17 protein-coding genes are annotated in these 17825 nt (G+C 59.9%); 4 read left to right on the top strand and 13 right to left on the bottom strand.

Annotation, left to right across the window (positions count from 1 at the left end):
• Window positions 1–81: 81 nt before the first annotated feature.
• Window positions 82–1107 (bottom strand): sulfite exporter TauE/SafE family protein, encoded by a 1026-nt coding sequence (locus HMPREF2860_RS00880; protein ID WP_038626735.1) that lies wholly within the window; start codon window positions 1105–1107, stop codon window positions 82–84.
• 252 nt (window positions 1108–1359) lie between these two features.
• Between HMPREF2860_RS00880 and HMPREF2860_RS00875 the strand changes: the two genes are divergently transcribed.
• Both HMPREF2860_RS00875 and HMPREF2860_RS00870 read left to right on the top strand, forming a co-directional pair.
• Complete coding sequence (locus HMPREF2860_RS00875; protein ID WP_049181107.1) at window positions 1360–2865, top strand: FAD-dependent oxidoreductase; 1506 nt, start codon at window positions 1360–1362, stop codon at window positions 2863–2865.
• Between the two features lie 64 nt (window positions 2866–2929).
• Complete coding sequence (locus tag HMPREF2860_RS00870) at window positions 2930–3433, top strand: phosphoribosyltransferase (protein ID WP_038626740.1); 504 nt, start codon at window positions 2930–2932, stop codon at window positions 3431–3433.
• Window positions 3434–3523: 90 nt separating this feature from the next.
• On the opposite strand, the gene purT is transcribed toward HMPREF2860_RS00870, so the two are convergent.
• The 6 genes from purT to HMPREF2860_RS00840 form a co-directional block, all read right to left on the bottom strand.
• Complete coding sequence (gene purT, locus HMPREF2860_RS00865) at window positions 3524–4744, bottom strand: formate-dependent phosphoribosylglycinamide formyltransferase (RefSeq protein ID WP_049181106.1); 1221 nt, start codon at window positions 4742–4744, stop codon at window positions 3524–3526.
• Window positions 4745–4860: 116 nt separating this feature from the next.
• Window positions 4861–5892 (bottom strand): nucleoside hydrolase, encoded by a 1032-nt coding sequence (locus tag HMPREF2860_RS00860; protein ID WP_049181105.1) that lies wholly within the window; start codon window positions 5890–5892, stop codon window positions 4861–4863.
• A 96-nt stretch (window positions 5893–5988) separates the two neighbouring features.
• Complete coding sequence (locus HMPREF2860_RS00855; protein WP_038626746.1) at window positions 5989–7245, bottom strand: glycerophosphodiester phosphodiesterase family protein; 1257 nt, start codon at window positions 7243–7245, stop codon at window positions 5989–5991.
• 205 nt (window positions 7246–7450) lie between these two features.
• Window positions 7451–8089, bottom strand: coding sequence for an LppP/LprE family lipoprotein (locus HMPREF2860_RS00850; RefSeq protein ID WP_070628462.1), 639 nt, complete (start codon window positions 8087–8089; stop codon window positions 7451–7453).
• Between the two features lie 163 nt (window positions 8090–8252).
• Complete coding sequence (locus HMPREF2860_RS00845; RefSeq protein WP_070628507.1) at window positions 8253–8843, bottom strand: LppP/LprE family lipoprotein; 591 nt, start codon at window positions 8841–8843, stop codon at window positions 8253–8255.
• A 257-nt stretch (window positions 8844–9100) separates the two neighbouring features.
• Window positions 9101–10390, bottom strand: a complete 1290-nt coding sequence (locus HMPREF2860_RS00840; RefSeq protein ID WP_016421542.1) for an adenylosuccinate synthase — start codon at window positions 10388–10390, stop codon at window positions 9101–9103.
• 51 nt (window positions 10391–10441) lie between these two features.
• Here HMPREF2860_RS00840 and HMPREF2860_RS00835 point away from each other — a divergent pair, with 51 nt between their 5' ends.
• Together HMPREF2860_RS00835 and HMPREF2860_RS00830 are read left to right on the top strand one after the other, a co-directional pair.
• Window positions 10442–11386, top strand: coding sequence for a hypothetical protein (locus tag HMPREF2860_RS00835; RefSeq protein WP_224792239.1), 945 nt, complete (start codon window positions 10442–10444; stop codon window positions 11384–11386).
• A 128-nt stretch (window positions 11387–11514) separates the two neighbouring features.
• A complete protein-coding gene (locus HMPREF2860_RS00830) occupies window positions 11515–12207 on the top strand; it encodes a DUF1707 SHOCT-like domain-containing protein (protein WP_070560418.1) in 693 nt (230 codons plus the stop codon).
• 86 nt (window positions 12208–12293) lie between these two features.
• On the opposite strand, the gene HMPREF2860_RS00825 is transcribed toward HMPREF2860_RS00830, so the two are convergent.
• From HMPREF2860_RS00825 to pyrE, 6 genes are all read right to left on the bottom strand, one after another.
• On the bottom strand, window positions 12294–13697 hold the full coding sequence (locus tag HMPREF2860_RS00825; RefSeq protein ID WP_070628505.1) for an FUSC family protein: 1404 nt from the start codon (window positions 13695–13697) through the stop codon (window positions 12294–12296).
• A gap of 97 nt (window positions 13698–13794) precedes the next feature.
• The gene (locus HMPREF2860_RS00820) at window positions 13795–14205 is read right to left on the bottom strand and encodes a DUF3151 domain-containing protein (protein WP_038626757.1); all 411 of its coding nucleotides are present in this window, start codon (window positions 14203–14205) and stop codon (window positions 13795–13797) included.
• Between the two features lie 133 nt (window positions 14206–14338).
• The gene (locus HMPREF2860_RS00815; RefSeq protein ID WP_005510131.1) at window positions 14339–15556 is read right to left on the bottom strand and encodes a glycoside hydrolase family 76 protein; all 1218 of its coding nucleotides are present in this window, start codon (window positions 15554–15556) and stop codon (window positions 14339–14341) included.
• Between the two features lie 71 nt (window positions 15557–15627).
• Entirely contained in the window at window positions 15628–16299 is a 672-nt protein-coding gene (locus HMPREF2860_RS00810; RefSeq protein WP_070628461.1) for a TrmH family RNA methyltransferase, read from the bottom strand.
• Complete coding sequence (locus HMPREF2860_RS00805; RefSeq protein WP_070628460.1) at window positions 16286–17131, bottom strand: lysoplasmalogenase family protein; 846 nt, start codon at window positions 17129–17131, stop codon at window positions 16286–16288. Before HMPREF2860_RS00805 ends, HMPREF2860_RS00810 begins: the two co-directional genes overlap by 14 nt.
• A gap of 109 nt (window positions 17132–17240) precedes the next feature.
• Entirely contained in the window at window positions 17241–17801 is a 561-nt protein-coding gene (gene pyrE / locus HMPREF2860_RS00800; protein ID WP_070628459.1) for an orotate phosphoribosyltransferase, read from the bottom strand.
• Window positions 17802–17825: the final 24 nt, after the last annotated feature.

Genomic DNA, 17825 nt, shown 5'->3' with positions numbered 1-17825 from the left:
AGACCGGACGGTCTATGCAGTATTGCAGGCAACATTAGACCGACCAGTCTGGCTAGTGCAAGCCGGGGTATGCTCGGATACCTAGCGAACCCCCGCTTCGCCCACGTGGACACCGTTTTCTGCGCCCACTTTGACACCTCCAGAAGCATCCCCAGCCCCGCCATCAACCGAAGCCGGTGATGGAGATCCAGAACTAGACACATCAGCCGAGGAAGACTGAGAAGTCGACTCAAGTTGGACCCGCTGACGCAGACGCGGAAGAGTGTCATGCGACCGCGCCCACAGCACCAGTGCGACAACGCCAAAAGCCCAGACAAGCAGCACCGTTGCCAACACGCCGCCAGAAACCAGCGGCGAAAACAGTGTTCGAATATTCAGCCCGACCAACACGCCGCCGATCACAATTCCAAGCAGGCGCGGATTAATACGCCCCACCAGGTATGCAGCCAAAGGTGCAGCAATCACACCACCGCACAGCAAACCAATTACCGGCGCGGCATGCTGAGTAAACTCCTCCCGCAGCTTTGGCAAAAAGCCCAGCACAGAAGCTAGAGCGACAAGAAATTCCGCCGCCGAGACAGTACCGATAATCTTGCGCGGCTGATCAGCCTCAGCACCCAACAAAGTAGAGGTGGTAACAGGCCCCCAACCGCCGCCACCAGTGGAATCGAGCAGACCACCAAAGAGCCCCAGCGGAGCGAGCTTCTTCGCTCCCCAGGTCTTTTTCTTGCGCTTAACATTAGCCAGGAAGGCGAAGCGGATAATCACCCACAGGCCGAGAAAAAGCAAGATTGTCGAGGTCACAGGCGTCGCGGCATCACTATCCAGATTGGACAAAAAGGTCGCACCAACAAAGGCACCGATAGCGCCCGGCACACCAAGGCTCAGTGCGCGCCGCCAGTCGACATTGCCGAATCGCCAGTGCGAAATACCAGAGGCCAGCGTCGTGCCCACCTCCGCTACGTGAACTACCGCCGACGCAGTGGCAGCACTACTACCAGCAACAATAAAAAGTGAAGTGGCAGTGACACCGAATGCCATCCCCAGAGTGCCATCGACTAATTGCGCGCCAAGGCCGATTAGCACGAAGACTATGAGTTTTTCCATGACAAGCCCTTCCCCGCTTACCCAACCAGAGCCTGCCGTTGCCACGACGTCCGCACGACAAGCTCTTTTAGACCTCGTTCAGCAGAAGCAATACGCAGCAAAACCCTCTCAAGCCAAAGCAGTGATTCTTGCGGTGTTTTGTGTTTGCTTTTTGTAGACCAGTTTGTCTATATTCTGTTTCAGCAAGCATAGACCGATTGGTCTACGATAAGCAATCGCGACAAAGAAAACGTAGAAAAAGGATTCCACTCAATGACCAACGACCAGACTGCAGCCCAGAACGCGGCCGCTTCCTCACTGCCCAATCTCGCCAACTCCACCACGCCACTGCGTGTAGCCGTGGTCGGCTCGGGCCCGGCCGGTATCTACGCCTCCGACGCACTGATGAAGTCCGGCCGCGACGTCGCCATCGACCTCTACGAGCGCCTTCCAGTGCCGTTCGGTCTCATCCGCTACGGCGTTGCGCCAGACCACCCGCGAATCAAGGGCATCATTAAGTCCCTCCACCGAGTGCTGGACAAGCCGCAGGTCCGACTTCTGGGCAACGTGGACGTCGGTAAGCAGGTCAGCGTCGATGAACTGCGCCAGTTCTACGACGCCATCATCTTCGCCACTGGCGCGACCGGCGACCGCGATCTGAATATCCCGGGCGCCGACCTGCCGGAGCACTACGGCGCGGGTGAGTTCGTAGGTTTCTACGACTCCCACCCGGAGTTCGCCCGCGATTGGGAGCTCTCCGCTGAGTCCGTGGCCGTGGTCGGTGTCGGCAACGTGGGCCTCGACGTCGCCCGCATTCTCGCCAAGACTGCCGATGAGCTGCACGTCACCGAAATCGCCGACAACGTCTACGCTGGCCTGGCAAAGAATGCCGCCCGCGAAATTCACGTCTTCGGCCGCCGCGGCCCGGCCCAGGCAAAGTTCACTCCACTGGAGCTGAAGGAATTGGACCACTCCGACACCATTGAGGTTGTCGTGAATCCGGAGGACATCCAGTACGATGCCGCCTCCGAAACGTCCCGTCGTGAGTCCAAGATCACCGATCAGGTCTGTACGATTCTGGAAAACTACGCCATCCGCGAGCCAAAGGGCGCCCCGCACAAGCTCTTCATCCACTTCTTCGAGTCCCCGGTCGAAATCATCGGCGAGACCGGCGAGGATGGAGTACAGCACGTCAGCGCTATCCGCACCGAACGCACTGAACTCGACGGCGAGGGTGGCGTCCGTGGCACCGGCACGTTCACCGAATGGCCGGTCGGTGCGGTCTACCGTGCAGTCGGCTACCGCTCCGACGCAGTCACCGGCGTACCGTTCGACACCGGCACCCACACCATCCCAGATGCCGGCGGACGCGTGCTTGACGACGTCGACGGCAACCACATCCAGGGTCTGTACACCACCGGCTGGATTCGCCGTGGCCCGGTCGGCCTAATCGGTAACACCAAGGGCGACGCCAACGAAACCGTCGGCAACCTCATCGCCGACTGGGAGGCAGGCCGCCTGGTCGCACCTGCAAAACCCACGTATAACGACGTCGACGAGTTCCTGGCCAACAAGGGCCTCCAGGTCACCACCTGGGAGGGCTGGCACGCACTCGACGCCGCCGAACGTGCAGCGGGCGAAGCCGAAGGCCGCGAGCGCAAGAAGCTGGTCGAGTGGGCCGATATGGTTGCGGCCTCCACGGTCGTCGCAAAGCAGCCAGATGCCGATGACGTGGCCGAAGCTGTACACGAAGCGGTTGTGGAGACTGTCGCCAGCTAGCGTGTCGGGTCTAACCGGGCAGTTGATTGTGCACGTCAGTCGGTCTTCGGATTAGAGTTAATACATGGCTTATCATGCAGACTCATCCAACCTGGACGTCAAGGAAGTTCTGACCTGGGAAGGCTTCGGCGTCGCCTCCCGTGAACTGGCACAGCAGATTGTCGATTCGGGCTACGAGCCGGAGATCATTATCGCCGTGGCCCGCGGTGGTCTTCTACCTGCAGGTGCACTCAGCTACACCATGGGCGTCAAGCTCTCTGACGCCATTAACGTCGAGTTCTACACCGACGTGGCGGAGACCCTGCCGGATCCGGTTCTGCTGGAGCCGCTGCTGGACATCGAATCGATTTCTGAGCGCCGTCTGCTGGTCGTTGACGATGTCGCAGACTCCGGTCGCACGCTGCACCTGGTGCTCGATTTGCTTAAGACCCACGGTGCGGAAGTACGCTCCGCTGTGCTCTACGGCAAGTCCCGCTCGGAGATTGCACCGGACTATGTCTGGAAGCACACCGATGACTGGATCGTCTTCCCCTGGTCGGCCGAGCCACCGGTACAGAAGTCCAAGTAGATCAAGTAGCTTACGCACCATAGCGGGCAAACAAAAAGTGCGCTGCGGGGCCGGTTACGGCCGTACCGCAGCGCACACTACGTCGTCGAACTAGCCCAGTTCGACGACCTTAATCTTTGATGCCGCCTCCGATGCACGCTCACGGGCAGCATCGACAGAATCCGCGGTTGAAACAGCAACGCCCATGCGGCGACGCGGGCCAGCGACCGGCTTACCAAAGATACGAATATCAGTCTCCGGAATAGCCATGGCCTCCGTCAGCCCGGTGTAGCCCGGCTGCTCGATGTCAGCACCGCCGTAGACCACAGCGGAGGCTCCCGGGGACACCAGCGTGACGTCGATAGGCAGACCCAACACTGCACGCGCGTGCAGCTCGAACTCAGAGAAACGCTGGGTGCCCATGGTGACCATGCCGGTGTCGTGCGGACGCGGGCTGACCTCGGAGAACCACACCTCATCGCCGCGAACAAACAGCTCGACGCCGAAGATACCGCGACCGCCCAGCGCGTTGGTGATGCGCGCGGCGACAGAGCGCGCATTGTCCAGGGCGTTTTCACTCATGGCAGCCGGCTGCCATGACTCAACGTAGTCGCCGTCCTGCTGACGGTGCCCAATGGGCTCACAGAACCACGTTGCCCCCTCGCCGGTCTCCGGATCAACGGAGCGCACGGTCAGCAGCGTGATCTCGTAGTCGAAATCGACGAAGCCCTCCACGATGACGCGGCCGGACTCGACGCGGCCGCCACTCATGGCGTAATCCCACGCGGCCTGGACATCCTCCGGCGAACGCAGCGTGGACTGCCCCTTGCCCGAGGAACTCATGACCGGCTTGACCACACACGGGAAGCCAATCTCATCAACAGCTGCGGTGAACTCATCAAAGCTGGAGGCGAAGTGATAGCGGGAAGTCGGCAGCCCAACCTCTTCCGCAGCCAGACGGCGAATACCCTCTCGGTTCATGGTCAGCTGAGTCGCCCGTGCGGTTGGAATAACGGTGACGTCCAGCGTCTCGTCTTCCTCAACCTCTTCCAGCACCTCGGTTGCCAGGGCCTCGATCTCGGGGACGATGAAGTGGGGCTTGACCTCGAGAATCAGGTCCCGCAGTGCACTGGGGTCCGACATATTCAAGACGTAGGCGTGGTGAGCTACCTGGTGTGCCGGTGCATGCTCGTAGCGATCGGCAGCGTGCACCTCAACGCCAAGACGTTGGAAAGCAATGGTCACCTCCTTGCCGAGCTCGCCAGAGCCGAGCAGCAGAACTCGCGTCGCTCCCGGCTGGTACGGGGTTCCGGTGACTTCAGGGGTGAACATCGAGATAAACTCGCTTTCGTCTACGGCACGTACGCTGCACAACCAGCAGCTGTGAAATTGATTGTCTCCAGCATACGACAGCGAGCGGATTCACCGCGGCGGGCACGGGCGGGAACCTAGCGCGGGAACACCCGCTCAAACTCGACCAGCGCCGCACTCCGGTCAGCAGCCAAGACAACGTTCGCCTCAGCACCGGCAGAGTCTGCCACCACTTGACCGCGGCGTCCTGGCTCATCTGCAAAGGTTCGCTTATCGACGCCCACGAGACGCATCTTCTCCACTTCCCCTGTCACCGCACCGACGGCCACCATCGCAGCAAAGAGGTCATGGACCTGCGCCTTGTAACCGACCCCCACACCCTGGTGGAACTCAAAGTAGAACTTCAGCGAACGGCGCAGAACACGCAGCAGCTCCGGGTTCATACCGGCATCGCGCCAGGACTCAATTTCAACATCGCTGATAGTGATGGTCTCGGTGACATTGAGTGGAATCAACGTCGGCACCGGCGCACCTGCGGCGGTGGCGATACTGCGCACGGCATCCTCCGGGCGCTCGACTGCCACAGCGCCCGCGGTGCCGAAGACCTCGGTGACCGCGGTGGGGTCGACCCAGAAGTTCCATTCCGCAAACTCGGTAACGTTACCGTGGTATTCCACAGCACCGCCCATAATGGTTACGCCGTCGAGCTCCCGCATGAGTTCTGGGTACTTCTTCAAAGCGGCCACGTAGGTAGTCATAGGGCCAGTGACCAGCAGGTGCACCTTCTCCCCCGTCGACCGCGCCTGCTCGATGACCTGGCGCCACAGCGCCAGCGGATCCGTCGCTCCTCCGCGCCCCGGCTCGTAGATGACGGCCGGTGGCGCCAGGTTGTAGCCCAGCCCGTACGGGCCATGAGTCTCAGGCGTGGTAGTCAGCTCACGGTCAGCGGGCCCCTCGAAACCGCTGACAACCGGGACCTCCGGACAACCGCAGAGATTCAACATGTATTTTGTGTTGCGAGCGGACCATGCCGCAGTGGTGTTACCACCTGCGCAGGTCACACCCACCAGCTCAATCTCGCCTGCGGTATGCAACCCCGCGAGGTAGACGAGAGCAAGACTGTCATCGATACCCGTGTCAACGTCGGCAAGCACTTTCAAACGCGTCATAAGGTCAAGTGTGACACGAAACACGCTCGGCTCGCAGAGCTAAACCCGGGCAAAACAGGAATACAGACAAGTTTTCGCGGGTGCTAGCCGGATTTACTAGTTCGTCGCCATCCCTGCATCACCCACCGGAGCGGACTCCGGCAGCGGCATAGCCAGCTCGGTCAAGACCTCGCGCAGACGCGTCGGGTAGTCGGTAATGATGCCATCGACACCAGCGGCAATCTGCTCGCGCATGGTCTCCTTTTCATTCACCGTCCACGGCACCACCTTCATGCCAGCCTCGTGTGCGCGGGAAATCAGCTCCGGCGTGGCGACCGGGTGGTAGTCAGAATCCGACGGTGTCTTGCCGTAAGGAATGCTGTGCGTCGGTGAGAGCACCTGCACGCCGAGCTGCTTGGCGGCCTCGATAATGTCGCCATCGACCTCGTCGTAATTGACATCGCCGATCCAAGGAGAATCCTTCTTCCAGGTGGTCTCGTCCCACAGCATGACCAGTGGAATCTCCGGGTTCCGTTCCGCGACCAGCGGCAGCGAGCGCCAATCGAAGGACTGAATCATCACTCGATCAGCCACACCCGCGCGGTCAATCTCGTCGAGAATCACATCGACGAACTCCTGTGGTTCTGCCGAGTCAGCGCGCTTTTCGCCCTCAATCTTGGTCTCAATGTTGAAGTGGATGTCCTGGTTGTCCTTAGTTAGCTCGAACAGCTCCGGCAGGGTCATCATCCTGTTGCCCTTGATTGGCTCCGCATCCGGGAAGTCCTCGAGCTTCTTGTCGCAGACCAGGGTTTGTACCTGCTCATAGGTGAGGTCATGCACGAGCTTGCCGACGTACGGGTACTGCGGATCCCCCTCCGTCACTGGCTCGGTGTCCGAGCACTTATCGTCTTGGATCTCCGGATCGTGCCAGACCATAGGCACGCCATCCTTCGTCAGAACGATGTCCAGCTCCAACGTCGTAACGCCCAGCTCCAGCGAGTTGGCCATCGCCTGCTTGGACTCCTCCGTCCACTCACCGCGACCACCACGGTGCGACTGCAGATCAAAACCCTCCGGCAACTTAGCCATCGCAGCCGGCCGCACATTCGCGGACGCATTCAGCTCAGCGACCTGCTGCTTTTCAAAGGTCTTCTCTTCGCTCGCCGTAGTGCTAACCGCGCTTGTACTGCTTGACGACGACACCGCGTCGTTGTCCGCATCATTGCTGCAGGCTGCAATAGGAGAAATAGCAAACGCACCCATAGCAATGGCCGCAATTGCGCGGCGTGTGCCGTGAGCACGTGAGTTCTGTGGCTGCTCTCTCTGCTCGGTCCGTTCGTCAAGGATGGAGTCAGATGAGTTGTGAGAAGACATGGCCGGTGTTTTTCCTCTTTGGGCTTAGTATTAGCGACTTATGTTAGCGACTTCATAGCGACGGCATAGTACCGACAACAAAGTGTCGACAAACTACCGTCGGAGATTTTACGGAACACAGAAATCTACGTGAAATCTGTGTGTTGCGCCACTACTTTAAAACGGCTTGCCAGCACTCGCATCTGGAGAGAGCACGGGTTAGAGATTAATTTCCCTCTGCCTTTGGAATCTCACCTTCTTGAGCAACTTCTACCCCATCCCAGGAGTACGTAACGGGAGCGTTGTACTGGTCTTTAAAGGCGAAGGCACCGCCGTCTTCAATCATTTTATTGACATCGAAGAAATTGACGGTCACAGTTTTGTCATCGCCTTCGACCGAGTTGATTGTCTGCGGACCACCGGCGGTACCCACGTACTCGCCCTTATGAAACAGCAGCACTGCACCAGAGGTAGTTGAGTGGGTAATTTCATTCTGTACTGCTGAGGCAAAGGTCAACTCGCTGGTGGTATCCCAGTTCGTATTGTCCGTGACTGTCCAACCGCTGCCATTGCCACCTTCCATTGAGTTCAGGTCGGCAACCGCTTCTTCGAAAGACTCTTCCTGGATTGGCGCAGAAGAACCCCCATCGGTGTCGTTATCATCGACATCCGGATTGGGGGTATCTGCACTTTCACTGTCATCCTCGACAGTGGTGGTTGTAGTGATGGTGGTCGTTTCTTCATCTACCTGAGGAGCAGAGGTCGGTGCTGCAGTCTCATCAGTGGAGCAACCGGACAAAGCCACTACACCTGCGACCGCCGCGCTAACCAGCATCGACCCGCGACGAACTGAACGACCACTCATGGCTGGAACCTCTTCTGTTCTCTCAAGTTTTCTCAAGCACCTAGCTACGGCGGAGCATTACTTTTCTCATGTCCGACTCTGAATTGAGTTTACTTGGAAAAATTCAAGAGTCCCCGAGAGTGCCCAAGAATTCTCGAAAGCTCTCGAGAGTTCTCGGGAGCCGTTAGGAAGCGGGCTTCGCGCCGCCGGGAATCTTCCCCTCGTGGACGACGTGATCGCCGTTCCAGAAGAAGTGAACATTAGAGGTGAACTCCGCCGCATCAGCGTTCGGCGCACCTGCGGCCTCCTGGGCCTCCCAGTCGTGGTAGATGACTGAAATGTTCTTACCATCAGGGGTCGGCGTCACCTTGTTGATGTGCTGAGGCCGGTCAGAGTCCGTACCAATGAACTCACCCTTGTGGAACATCAACAACACAGTGGAGGACTGAGCGTTGCCCTGCTTGGCCTGATCTGCGAGAGCAAAGCTCAAATCGCTACACGGGCTGAAGTTGGAGGTGCCAGCGTACTTCCACCCACCATGGTTGTTCGGACGCTCCCTGTTGACCTTATCCAGGGCCGCCTGGATTTCAGGTGCAGCCGGGTTCGGGGTACAGCTATCCACCTGCGCCGGAGCTGGAGCCGGTGCTGGTGCCGGAGCCGGTTTCGCCTGAGCCGCAGGAGCTGCAACTGCTCCACCTACTGCGGAGAAAACCATCGCGCCGGAAAGCACGGCGGAACTTGCCAGTCGTTGTACTCGGTGTCCTGTGTTTTGCATGAAAACCACACGCCTTCTGTCGTTTGGACTTCTGTCGTTGGACCACGCGGTGAGGCCTACGATACAAAAATGACTCTGAGATGCCAGGGTCAACTGACAATTCCCAGAGCCTTCTCGTGGTTAGCAAATGTTCTTTTTTACAGCAGCCAGCAGTTTCGGCACCGAAGATTTTTTATCTAACAGTTCGATAAAGCCGGGTCGAAAGCGGGACTATTTTCCGGTTAGTTCGCCACTGCCTCCAGATTAAGTGTCCAGCGCTAGTTGTCCAGCACGTCGTGAACAACGATGGTCTGGTCACGACCCGGGCCAACACCGATGTAAGAAATGCGAGCGCCGGAGAGCTCCTCCAGGCGGTTCAGGTAATCCTTGGCCTTGTCCGGCAGCTCATCGAAGGTGCGGCAGCCAGTGATGTCTTCGTCCCACGCAGGCATGGTCTCGTAAATCGGGACAGCGTGGTGGAACTCCGACTGGGTGAGTGGCATTTCGTCGTGGCGCACGCCATCAACGTCGTAAGCGACACAAATCGGAATCTCGCCGATACCGGTCAGGACGTCCAGCTTGGTGATGAACAGATCCGTGAAACCGTTGACGCGCGCGGCGTAGCGAGCCAGCACCGAGTCGTACCAACCACAGCGGCGCTTACGGCCGGTGTTGACCCCGACCTCACCGCCGGTGGTCTGCAGGTACTCGCCCCACTTGTCGAACAGCTCCGTCGGGAACGGGCCAGCACCGACGCGGGTGGTGTAGGCCTTCATGATGCCCAGCACCGAAGTGATCTTCGTCGGGCCGATACCGGTGCCCACGCAGGCACCACCAGCGGTTGGGTTCGAGGAGGTCACGAACGGGTAGGTGCCGTGGTCGACATCGAGCATGGTGGCCTGGCCGCCCTCCATGAGGACGTGCTTGCCGGCGTCCAAAGCCTGATTGAGCTCAAACTCCGAGTCGATAATCATCGGGCGCAGACGATCGGCGAAGCCCATGAAGTAATCAAAGACCTCATCCGGATCGATGGCGCGGCGGTTGTACAGCTTGACCAGAATCTGGTTCTTCTGAGCCAGCGAAGACTCAATCTTCTGGCGCAGAATCGACTCATCCAGAATGTCCTGGACACGCAAGCCCGTACGGCCGACCTTGTCTGCGTACGTCGGGCCGATACCGCGGCCAGTAGTGCCGATAGCGCGCTTACCCAGGAAGCGCTCGGTCACGCGATCCAGTGTCTGGTGGTACGGAGCAACCATGTGGGCATTGCCCGAAACGCGCAGGCGGGACGCCTTTGCACCGCGAGCTTCGAGGCCATCAATCTCGTCGAAAAGCGCCTCGAGGTTGACCACACAGCCATTACCGATAATCGGCACAGCGTTTTCCGACAGCACACCCGCCGGAAGCAGCTTCAGCTCGTACTTCTCACCGCCGACGACAACGGTGTGGCCGGCGTTATTGCCACCGTTGGGCTTGACGACGTAGTCGACGCGGCCACCGAGAATATCGGTTGCCTTGCCCTTGCCCTCGTCGCCCCACTGGGCACCGACGATAATGATTGCGGCCATAGTCCTACTTCAACTCCTGGGATTGCAGACGACGCATTAGAGTGTAGTCCTATGCGTATTGTTGTGCTGCAGTGTGGCCCCGATGTACCCGCGTTTTCCCAATTGCTCCGCCAATCATGGTCTATATCAGCACCGTCCGCACCATCAGCACCAGCTACTCCGGCACTACCCGCCTATGCGCTTCACGACGTCGCGATGATCCCCGCCCGCAAGGAGCTGGCTTTCATCGACGACCTGGCCAAGGACGTACTGCCTATCGATACAGCACCGACGCCGGAGGAAATCTCCAAGCAGAAAAAGGTCGACCACTTAGGCGTTCCGCAACCCGCTCCGCAAAAGCCGAGCGAGCCGTTGCGAATTGTGGTCGTTGGCACCGACGCGGCACTGGCTGCCGTGGCAACCTACCTGATGCGCAAGAACCTCCTGTGGATTGAACTGGCACATGTCCCCACCGCCCCCTCGACCGCGGCCAAAAACTGGGGCATCGAAGGAGGAGAAGGACTCGATGCGACGGCCGCGCTCACACGCCCGACGATGCCAGTGCCACTGATCCGCGATGACACCGGGCACGCAATTGTTGGTTACGCCCTACTGACAGAGCCAGGAATTACCGGAGTGTCCTCGGAAAACGGGTTTACTGGCGAGGTCTATGTCGACGAGCATCAGATGTTCTCCGGCACATCCACCGGCCTGCAGATTCGCCCTACCCCCGACGCCCCGGGCATCGTTGCGGCCGAAGTTCCGGCGCCGGACGCGGAAGTCGGTAACGAGGATGGAGGCAACAAAGGCCTGCTGAGCCGACTCGGATTGGGTCGCGGTGGCCGTCGTAAAGCGAAAGAAGCCCCGTCCCGCGAGCTGCACCGCCCGATGACGGGTCGGGCAGTTCAAGTTGGTGGCCTGAGCTTCCGTTACGTACGCGATGGCGTAGAGTCGCGAAAGCCGCGCGAGAAAACAACTCTGTACCGACACCTCCGCGACTTGCAGATTGTGCACTAACTGCGTCGGGGGGGGCAATAGCCACGGTCTGTCTGCGAGAAAGTGGCCTGCATGAAAGTGGCCTGCGCGATAGTTCGAGTACAGATAACATTTGAATGTTAAAGCCACTTCCTCGATAGGACAGCATCATGACTGACAACACCCCACGGTTACGCGCTGGCGACCAAGCCCGCCACACTGCGCTGGAACGCTTGGAATGGGCATTCCGCGATGGCCAGATTGACTTTGCGGAGCTGCAGGAGCGCACCGAGAAAGCCCAAAAGGCAACGTACATTGATGAGTTGCCCGCATTGACACAGGACTTGTCGCTGCCCGCGAACCTGGCCGAGCCGACTCCACATACGCGCCCAAACCCTAACCTGCGCCCGAACCTGCACAGCGTCCCGGACGAGCACCATTCAGTGGCACCGAATGCAGCCAACGATCATCAGCCAGCTCGGATTGATAGCTCCGCCACGGCAACCGGTTCGAAGCTCTCCATCGGCATCTTCGGCGGCACCGACAAGAGAGGCCCTTGGACGTGCGCTCCCACGCACACCACGGTGGCGGCCTTCGGCGGGACTGGCTTGGATTTCCGCGAGGCCATCCTGACCGCGGAAACCACTGTCGTCAACATTGGCTGCGCCTTCGGTGGAGTCGACGTCATTGTCCCCGACCACTACCAGGTTGATGTCGACGTGCTTCCCATCTTTGGCGGCACGGATGTTACTGGAAAACCGGGACGCAACCTACCCGCTCCTGGCGCCGGACAGGCTCCGAAGATTATTGTGCGCGGCTTTGTCGCTTTCGGTGGCGTCGAGGTCAAGCGCGTACCGCAGTAGAGCAGGTTGCAGTAGCACAGGCAGTAGAGCGTACCGCAGTAACCGACTGACGCCTAGCGAGCCGCTACTCGCCCACTCCTCACCGGCTACTCGTCCCATACCTCCGGCGGCATTGCTGGGAACGGCGTCGTCGGCGGCAGCGTTGCCACAGCTGAACGTCTGGACAGGCCACACACCTGCAACAGGTCCACCACCAATGAGCGGGACTGCGCAAACACGACCTGCTCCGATAGCGTTGCGTCCTCGATGACGCGCGGGTGCATTTTCGCTGCTAGACGACGCAAGTACCGAACCACGTCTTCAAGCTTGACCTCTCCGGATCCCTCGGAAAGCTGGGCGATAGCGATGTCGCCGGATTCGAAAGGCAACTCGCCCCACTCTGGGATTCGGCGCACGGCGGCTTCGTCGTCAAGCACATGACTGACCAGGCGCGTGCCTTCAGATACGCCGAGAACAAGCCCACACAGTTCGGGCGAAAAGTCGATGTGGTCCTCGCGGGCTGTGATAGCGCGACGCGCGAGCACACGGATGTTGCGCATGGCGTTGTCGACAGGATGAACCATGCGTGACAGCGAGTGGATTCGATCCCGGGAGCGCCAGAGCAACGGGGAGATGCGGACCTGCTCGCCCGCGTCGGCAACGGTGCGGTCCATCAGCGAGACCTGCGCCTGCATGGAGCGCACGACGCTCAGTGCGGTGCGGATGCGATCGGTGTCGCCCTCTTTCATGCCGATGCCGATGTCATAAAGTACGTCTGCACCCATGTCGAGGACCTTGGCCACCTTGCGGCGAGCACCCGCCAGCGGGCTTCGCGGCAATACCATGAGCACAATAATGCCCACCACACCACCGACGAGAGCATCAATCATTCGGTAATAAGAACCAGCGGTGCCCGGCGGAATAATGGTGGCGATGAGCACGGCTGAAGATGCCGCTTGGTTCACCACAAGCGGGCCTCGACCGACAAACACGCCGATGATCATGGCGACAAACACACCGACGGTCAGCTGCCAAATACCCGAGCCGAGGATGGAGATAATCACATCACCAATGCCGACTCCCAGCGAGGCACCGAGCACCAACTCAACAGAGTGCTTCAGGCGAGGACCTGCGGTCATCACATTGAGGCTGATGAAAGCGGCCATCGGCGCGAAGAACGGGTTGGGGTGCCCCAGTACCTCAAGCGCGAACCAGTAGGCCAACCCGGCGGCTAGCGTGGCCTGGACAATAAGCATCCAGCGGGAGCGCACACGGGCAACGGCATGGAGGAAACGCGTGCGGGGCCTCACTTTCTGACGCAGCTTGTTTGCTGCGCGGGAGGCCGGATGTAGGTACGTATTGCGAAAATCTTGGAAATCCGGGCGCGGATTATCCTCGACGAATTGCGTTTCCTTAGCTTCGACGAGATCGCCGACATGCGCGGGAGCAATGTCCTCAAGATCCCTGGCAGCTGCGGCATCCTTATCTTCCCCACCAGCGATGCCAGCCATGCCGAAGTCACCATCCTCATATGAAAAACTGTGCACTTTTTATGTACCCGATGTGCTGTTGTGCACTTTTATGCGCTCGCTGAATCTCTGTGCACGATTAAAGACCCAACTCTGGCAGCGCGGATTCATCACTGTCACGCAGCAACGCCATCATGCGACCGAATTCATCATCCTCGCCGATAGCCTTAGCAGCCTTAGCCAACGCCGCGAAGGCGCGGAGCACACCACGATTGGGCTCGTGCTCCCATGGAATCGCTCCGAACCCCTTCCAGCCGTTTCCGCGCAGCAGGTCCAGACCGCGGTGGTAACCAGTGCGGGCGAAGGCATAGGCCTGAATCTCCTGACCTTCGGACAAGGCACTTTCAGCCAAGTCTGCCCACGCCTGGGAATCGCGCGGGCATGCGCGAACCACGGCCTCCGGGCTTGCGCCACCGTTGCGGGCAGCAACGGCCTCGTCAAGAACGGGGAGCTTCACGGGAGCAGGAGCCATCATGTCATTGAGTTTCATGCGTCCTATTGTGCCAGGCATGACGTGCCGATGGCAGGATCTAGGCATGCGACTCTCTGTTGGTAAGGGGCGGGCACAGCGTGGTGGTACAAAGTCGGCAAGCGCCAGATGACGACGAACTAGCGTTCCCCGACTACTCCGGGCAGCTCGGCTTCGTCGAATCCAACGACTCACCATTTTCCAGCTTGGTCGCAACAAAATCGGCCACTCGGGCACATGCTTCCATCAGCATCCAACCCGACAGCTGGACAGAGAGGTCACGCTCCTTAATCGCCGAACCGCGAACCGCGCCACCGACTGATTGCGCAACCGAACCGCCCTGTGGGAACTGAGCATTGTCGTTCCAATCTGCGGGGAAAAGCGGCAGGCCATCGACCTCGAGGCGGTGGTACCAGCACTTTTCCCCCGACGCCAGAACCAGTCGGCGAGCAATGCGGGCTGCCGCGCGATTCATGCGATTGTCTCCAGGCAAACGCACCGCCGCATCGGCGAGGTATCGCACGAGGATGCCGTTGAACAGACCACCATCGCCGCCACCGGCACCGGCGATGACATTGTCGGTGGTCGCCAAATCCTTTGCCACCGCGTGGATGAGGTTTTGCACGCGCGTGAAATACTTCGTCGCCTGTTCCCGCTGGCCGTGCGCCCGAAGCGCAAGTCCCACTTCAAGGCAAGCGCCAATCATGACACCCTGGTTGTACGTAAACATGCCCTTCTGCACCACGGCACCTGCCATGGACAAGCGAATGCCGTCGTAGAGCAGACCTGAGTCCGCCAAAAGGTTGGCGTAAACCCAGTCGATAAGTTCCTCTGCCTCCTTGATACGACCAGCCCGGGCCAGAGCGATGGCTGCAGGACCGTTCGAGGGGACGTTGAAAAAGAGGTCCTGCTCACGCCACGGCAGCACACCCGTGGACTCCTGCCGACCATCGCCCAAGCATGAAATCAGCCGCGCTGTCGTCTTCTTGGGCACCGATGCGCCGAGGACAGCGTCGGCACGCCCGAGCGCCAGTGCCATCCACGCGCGATCGTCGTAGTACTTGTTCTTGGTCAGCAGCGTGAGGTTGCGAATGCGGATACCCCGAGTGGTCTGGCGGATAGCGCGGTACTTCTCCTTAGAGGGCACGCGCTTGGCTGCGTCTACCAGACAGTCGAGATACTGCGCCTGCCACCAGTAATGCCAGTTGATGAAGACCTTGTGTCGCAGCGGCGCGGGCCAGGAAGCCATTGCCAGATTCGTGCCCGGAAGACCCCACAGCTTCGCCGCATGACGGTTGCGAATCGCCTGCTCAGCCACGTCCGCGCGATAGGCCCACGTTTCGGCCTCCGGACGCGACATTTTTAGAACCACTGGCTCTCCTTAAAACGGCTGTGAAACAGCTCTAAAACAGCCTTTCGAAAATAAAACACCTAAGCAGACAATTACCAGGCCGCGGTGATGTCTGCATGAGTACGAATCCAAGAGTGCATGGCAATACCCGCCGCTACCCCCGCATTTATCGAACGCGTCGATCCAAATTGGGCAATCGACACCGTCAGGTCCGCCGCCTGCTGTGCTTCTTCAGTCACTCCCGGCCCCTCCTGGCCGAAGAGCAAAAGACAACGCTCGGGCAACTCAACGGTTTCGATGGGTACGGAGCCCGGCACGTTGTCCACGGCCACCACAGCCAGGTCATGCTCGCGCGCCCAGCTAATGACCTCCGACACCGTCTCGTGGTGCAGCAAGTGCTGGTAGCGGTCAGTCACCATTGCGCCGCGACGATTCCAACGCTTGCGCCCCACGATGTGCACGGCCTCTACCAGGAAGGCATTTGCGGTGCGTACCACGGTGCCGATGTTGGAGTCATTCTCAAAATTCTCGATGGCGATGTGCAACGGATGACGACGCTTATCCAGCTCCGCGACGATAGCCTCCATCGTCCAGTAGCGGTAAGCATCGACGACGTTGCGTCGGTCGCCCTCATCCAAAAGCTGCTCATCGTATTCTGGGCCGGTCCGCCGAGGTTCGTTCGGGTGCTCCTGCTCCCACGGCCCCACCCCGACACGAGCCTCAAACCACTCCGTCGGCCCCTTCCCGGGCTCAGGCGCGATCAAGAGCCAACAGCCCCTCGACCAGGAACAACTGCGCCACGGTGTAGGTGTCCATCACTGCAGCATTCAGAAGCTTGCCGACGACGCCCTCCTCCGCAAACATCTTTCGAGCCATCAGTAGCGTGTCGGAGATAAGGAACAGGTTGCCACCGTGACCTAGGCCGTAGGTGGCATCGGCAATCGGCAGGCCGGTCTGCTCATCAGTTCCGACAGCACCGGCCCCCTCCAGCAGTACCGGGTCATCGGCCAGTGCAGAAGTCACGGCCAGCAGCGGACCGTAGCCAACTGCAGCGGGCAGCGCCTCTGGCTTTACAGCACCGACCAGCGGTACCGAACCAGCCCACAGTGGGAAGCGAATGGCAGCACGCAGCGCGCTAATGCGAGCTCCGGCACGCCACAGCAGCACGTGGTAGGCAACCTGGTTAACTGCGAACGGCACAGAACCGCGGTTCAGGTTCGGCTTGTTCGGCATGAGAATCAAGTCGCCCAACCAACCGCCGGCGAGGCCGATGAGCAGGGTGGTCGTCGTAAAGCGAGACGTCTCGTGGCGACGGCGCCAAACATTGGCCGCCAACAGTGGCATGAGGACAGTCTTGGAAACTCGACGTGGAGTCTCCCAGCCGAAGGCGCTGGAGACAACGTTGACCGCACTGGCGGCAATGTAGCCGGCGCGTTCCGGGGCACGGCGGGTGTCGGAGCTCGCGCTGGCGATACCGACGAGTGCGCCGAGGCCCTCGCCCGTGCGACGCACAAACATGTCAGCGACGGTTTCCTTGGTGCCGGGAAGTTTGGTCGTAGTGAGCTTGGACAAGAGTCCTGCACGCTTGGTAGTCATGGGGATGTTCCTCTTTCGTGGGACTGCGTTGGGGCGGGTGAGCTGGGTGAGGCTCGGCGAGGCTCAGTGAGTTGAGTGAGGCTCGGTAAAAGCTCTAGCGCTCAGATTCTTAGGCCAGGCCCAAGTCATCCAAACCGAGCAGGTAACGGTACTCCAGGCCTTCACCCTTGATGACCTCGTCGGCGCCCGTCGCGCGGTCAACCACAGTGGCTACACCGACAACCTCGGCACCGGCCTCGCGTAGGGCAGCTACGGCGGTCAGCGGTGAGTTGCCCGTCGTGGTGGTGTCCTCAACAACCAGGACCTTCTTGCCCACAATGTCCGGCCCTTCAATGCGGCGCTGCATGCCGTGCTTCTTGGCTTCCTTGCGTACTACGAAGGCATCAATCGGACGTCCTTCGGCGTGCATGACAGAGGTGGCCACCGGGTCCGCGCCAAGCGTCAGACCACCGACGTGCGCGTAGTCCCAGTCGGAAGTGAGCTCTCGTAGCAGGGAACCAATCAGGCGCGAGGCCTCATGATGTAGGGTGGCGCGGCGCAGGTCAACGTAGTAGTCAGCCTCACGTCCAGACGACAGCGTGACCTTGCCATGGACAACCGCCAGCTCCTTGACCAGCTCGGCCAAACGCTGCAGCTTCTCCTGATTGACATTGCTCGTGTGGGTGCTCATCTGAGGTTGTCTCCTAAATAAACG

Source organism: Corynebacterium sp. HMSC064E10 (assembly GCF_001812505.1).
GTDB lineage: Bacteria > Actinomycetota > Actinomycetes > Mycobacteriales > Mycobacteriaceae > Corynebacterium > Corynebacterium amycolatum.
Note: the sequence above shows the minus strand (reverse complement) of the source record. Positions and strands in the feature narration are given on the sequence as shown.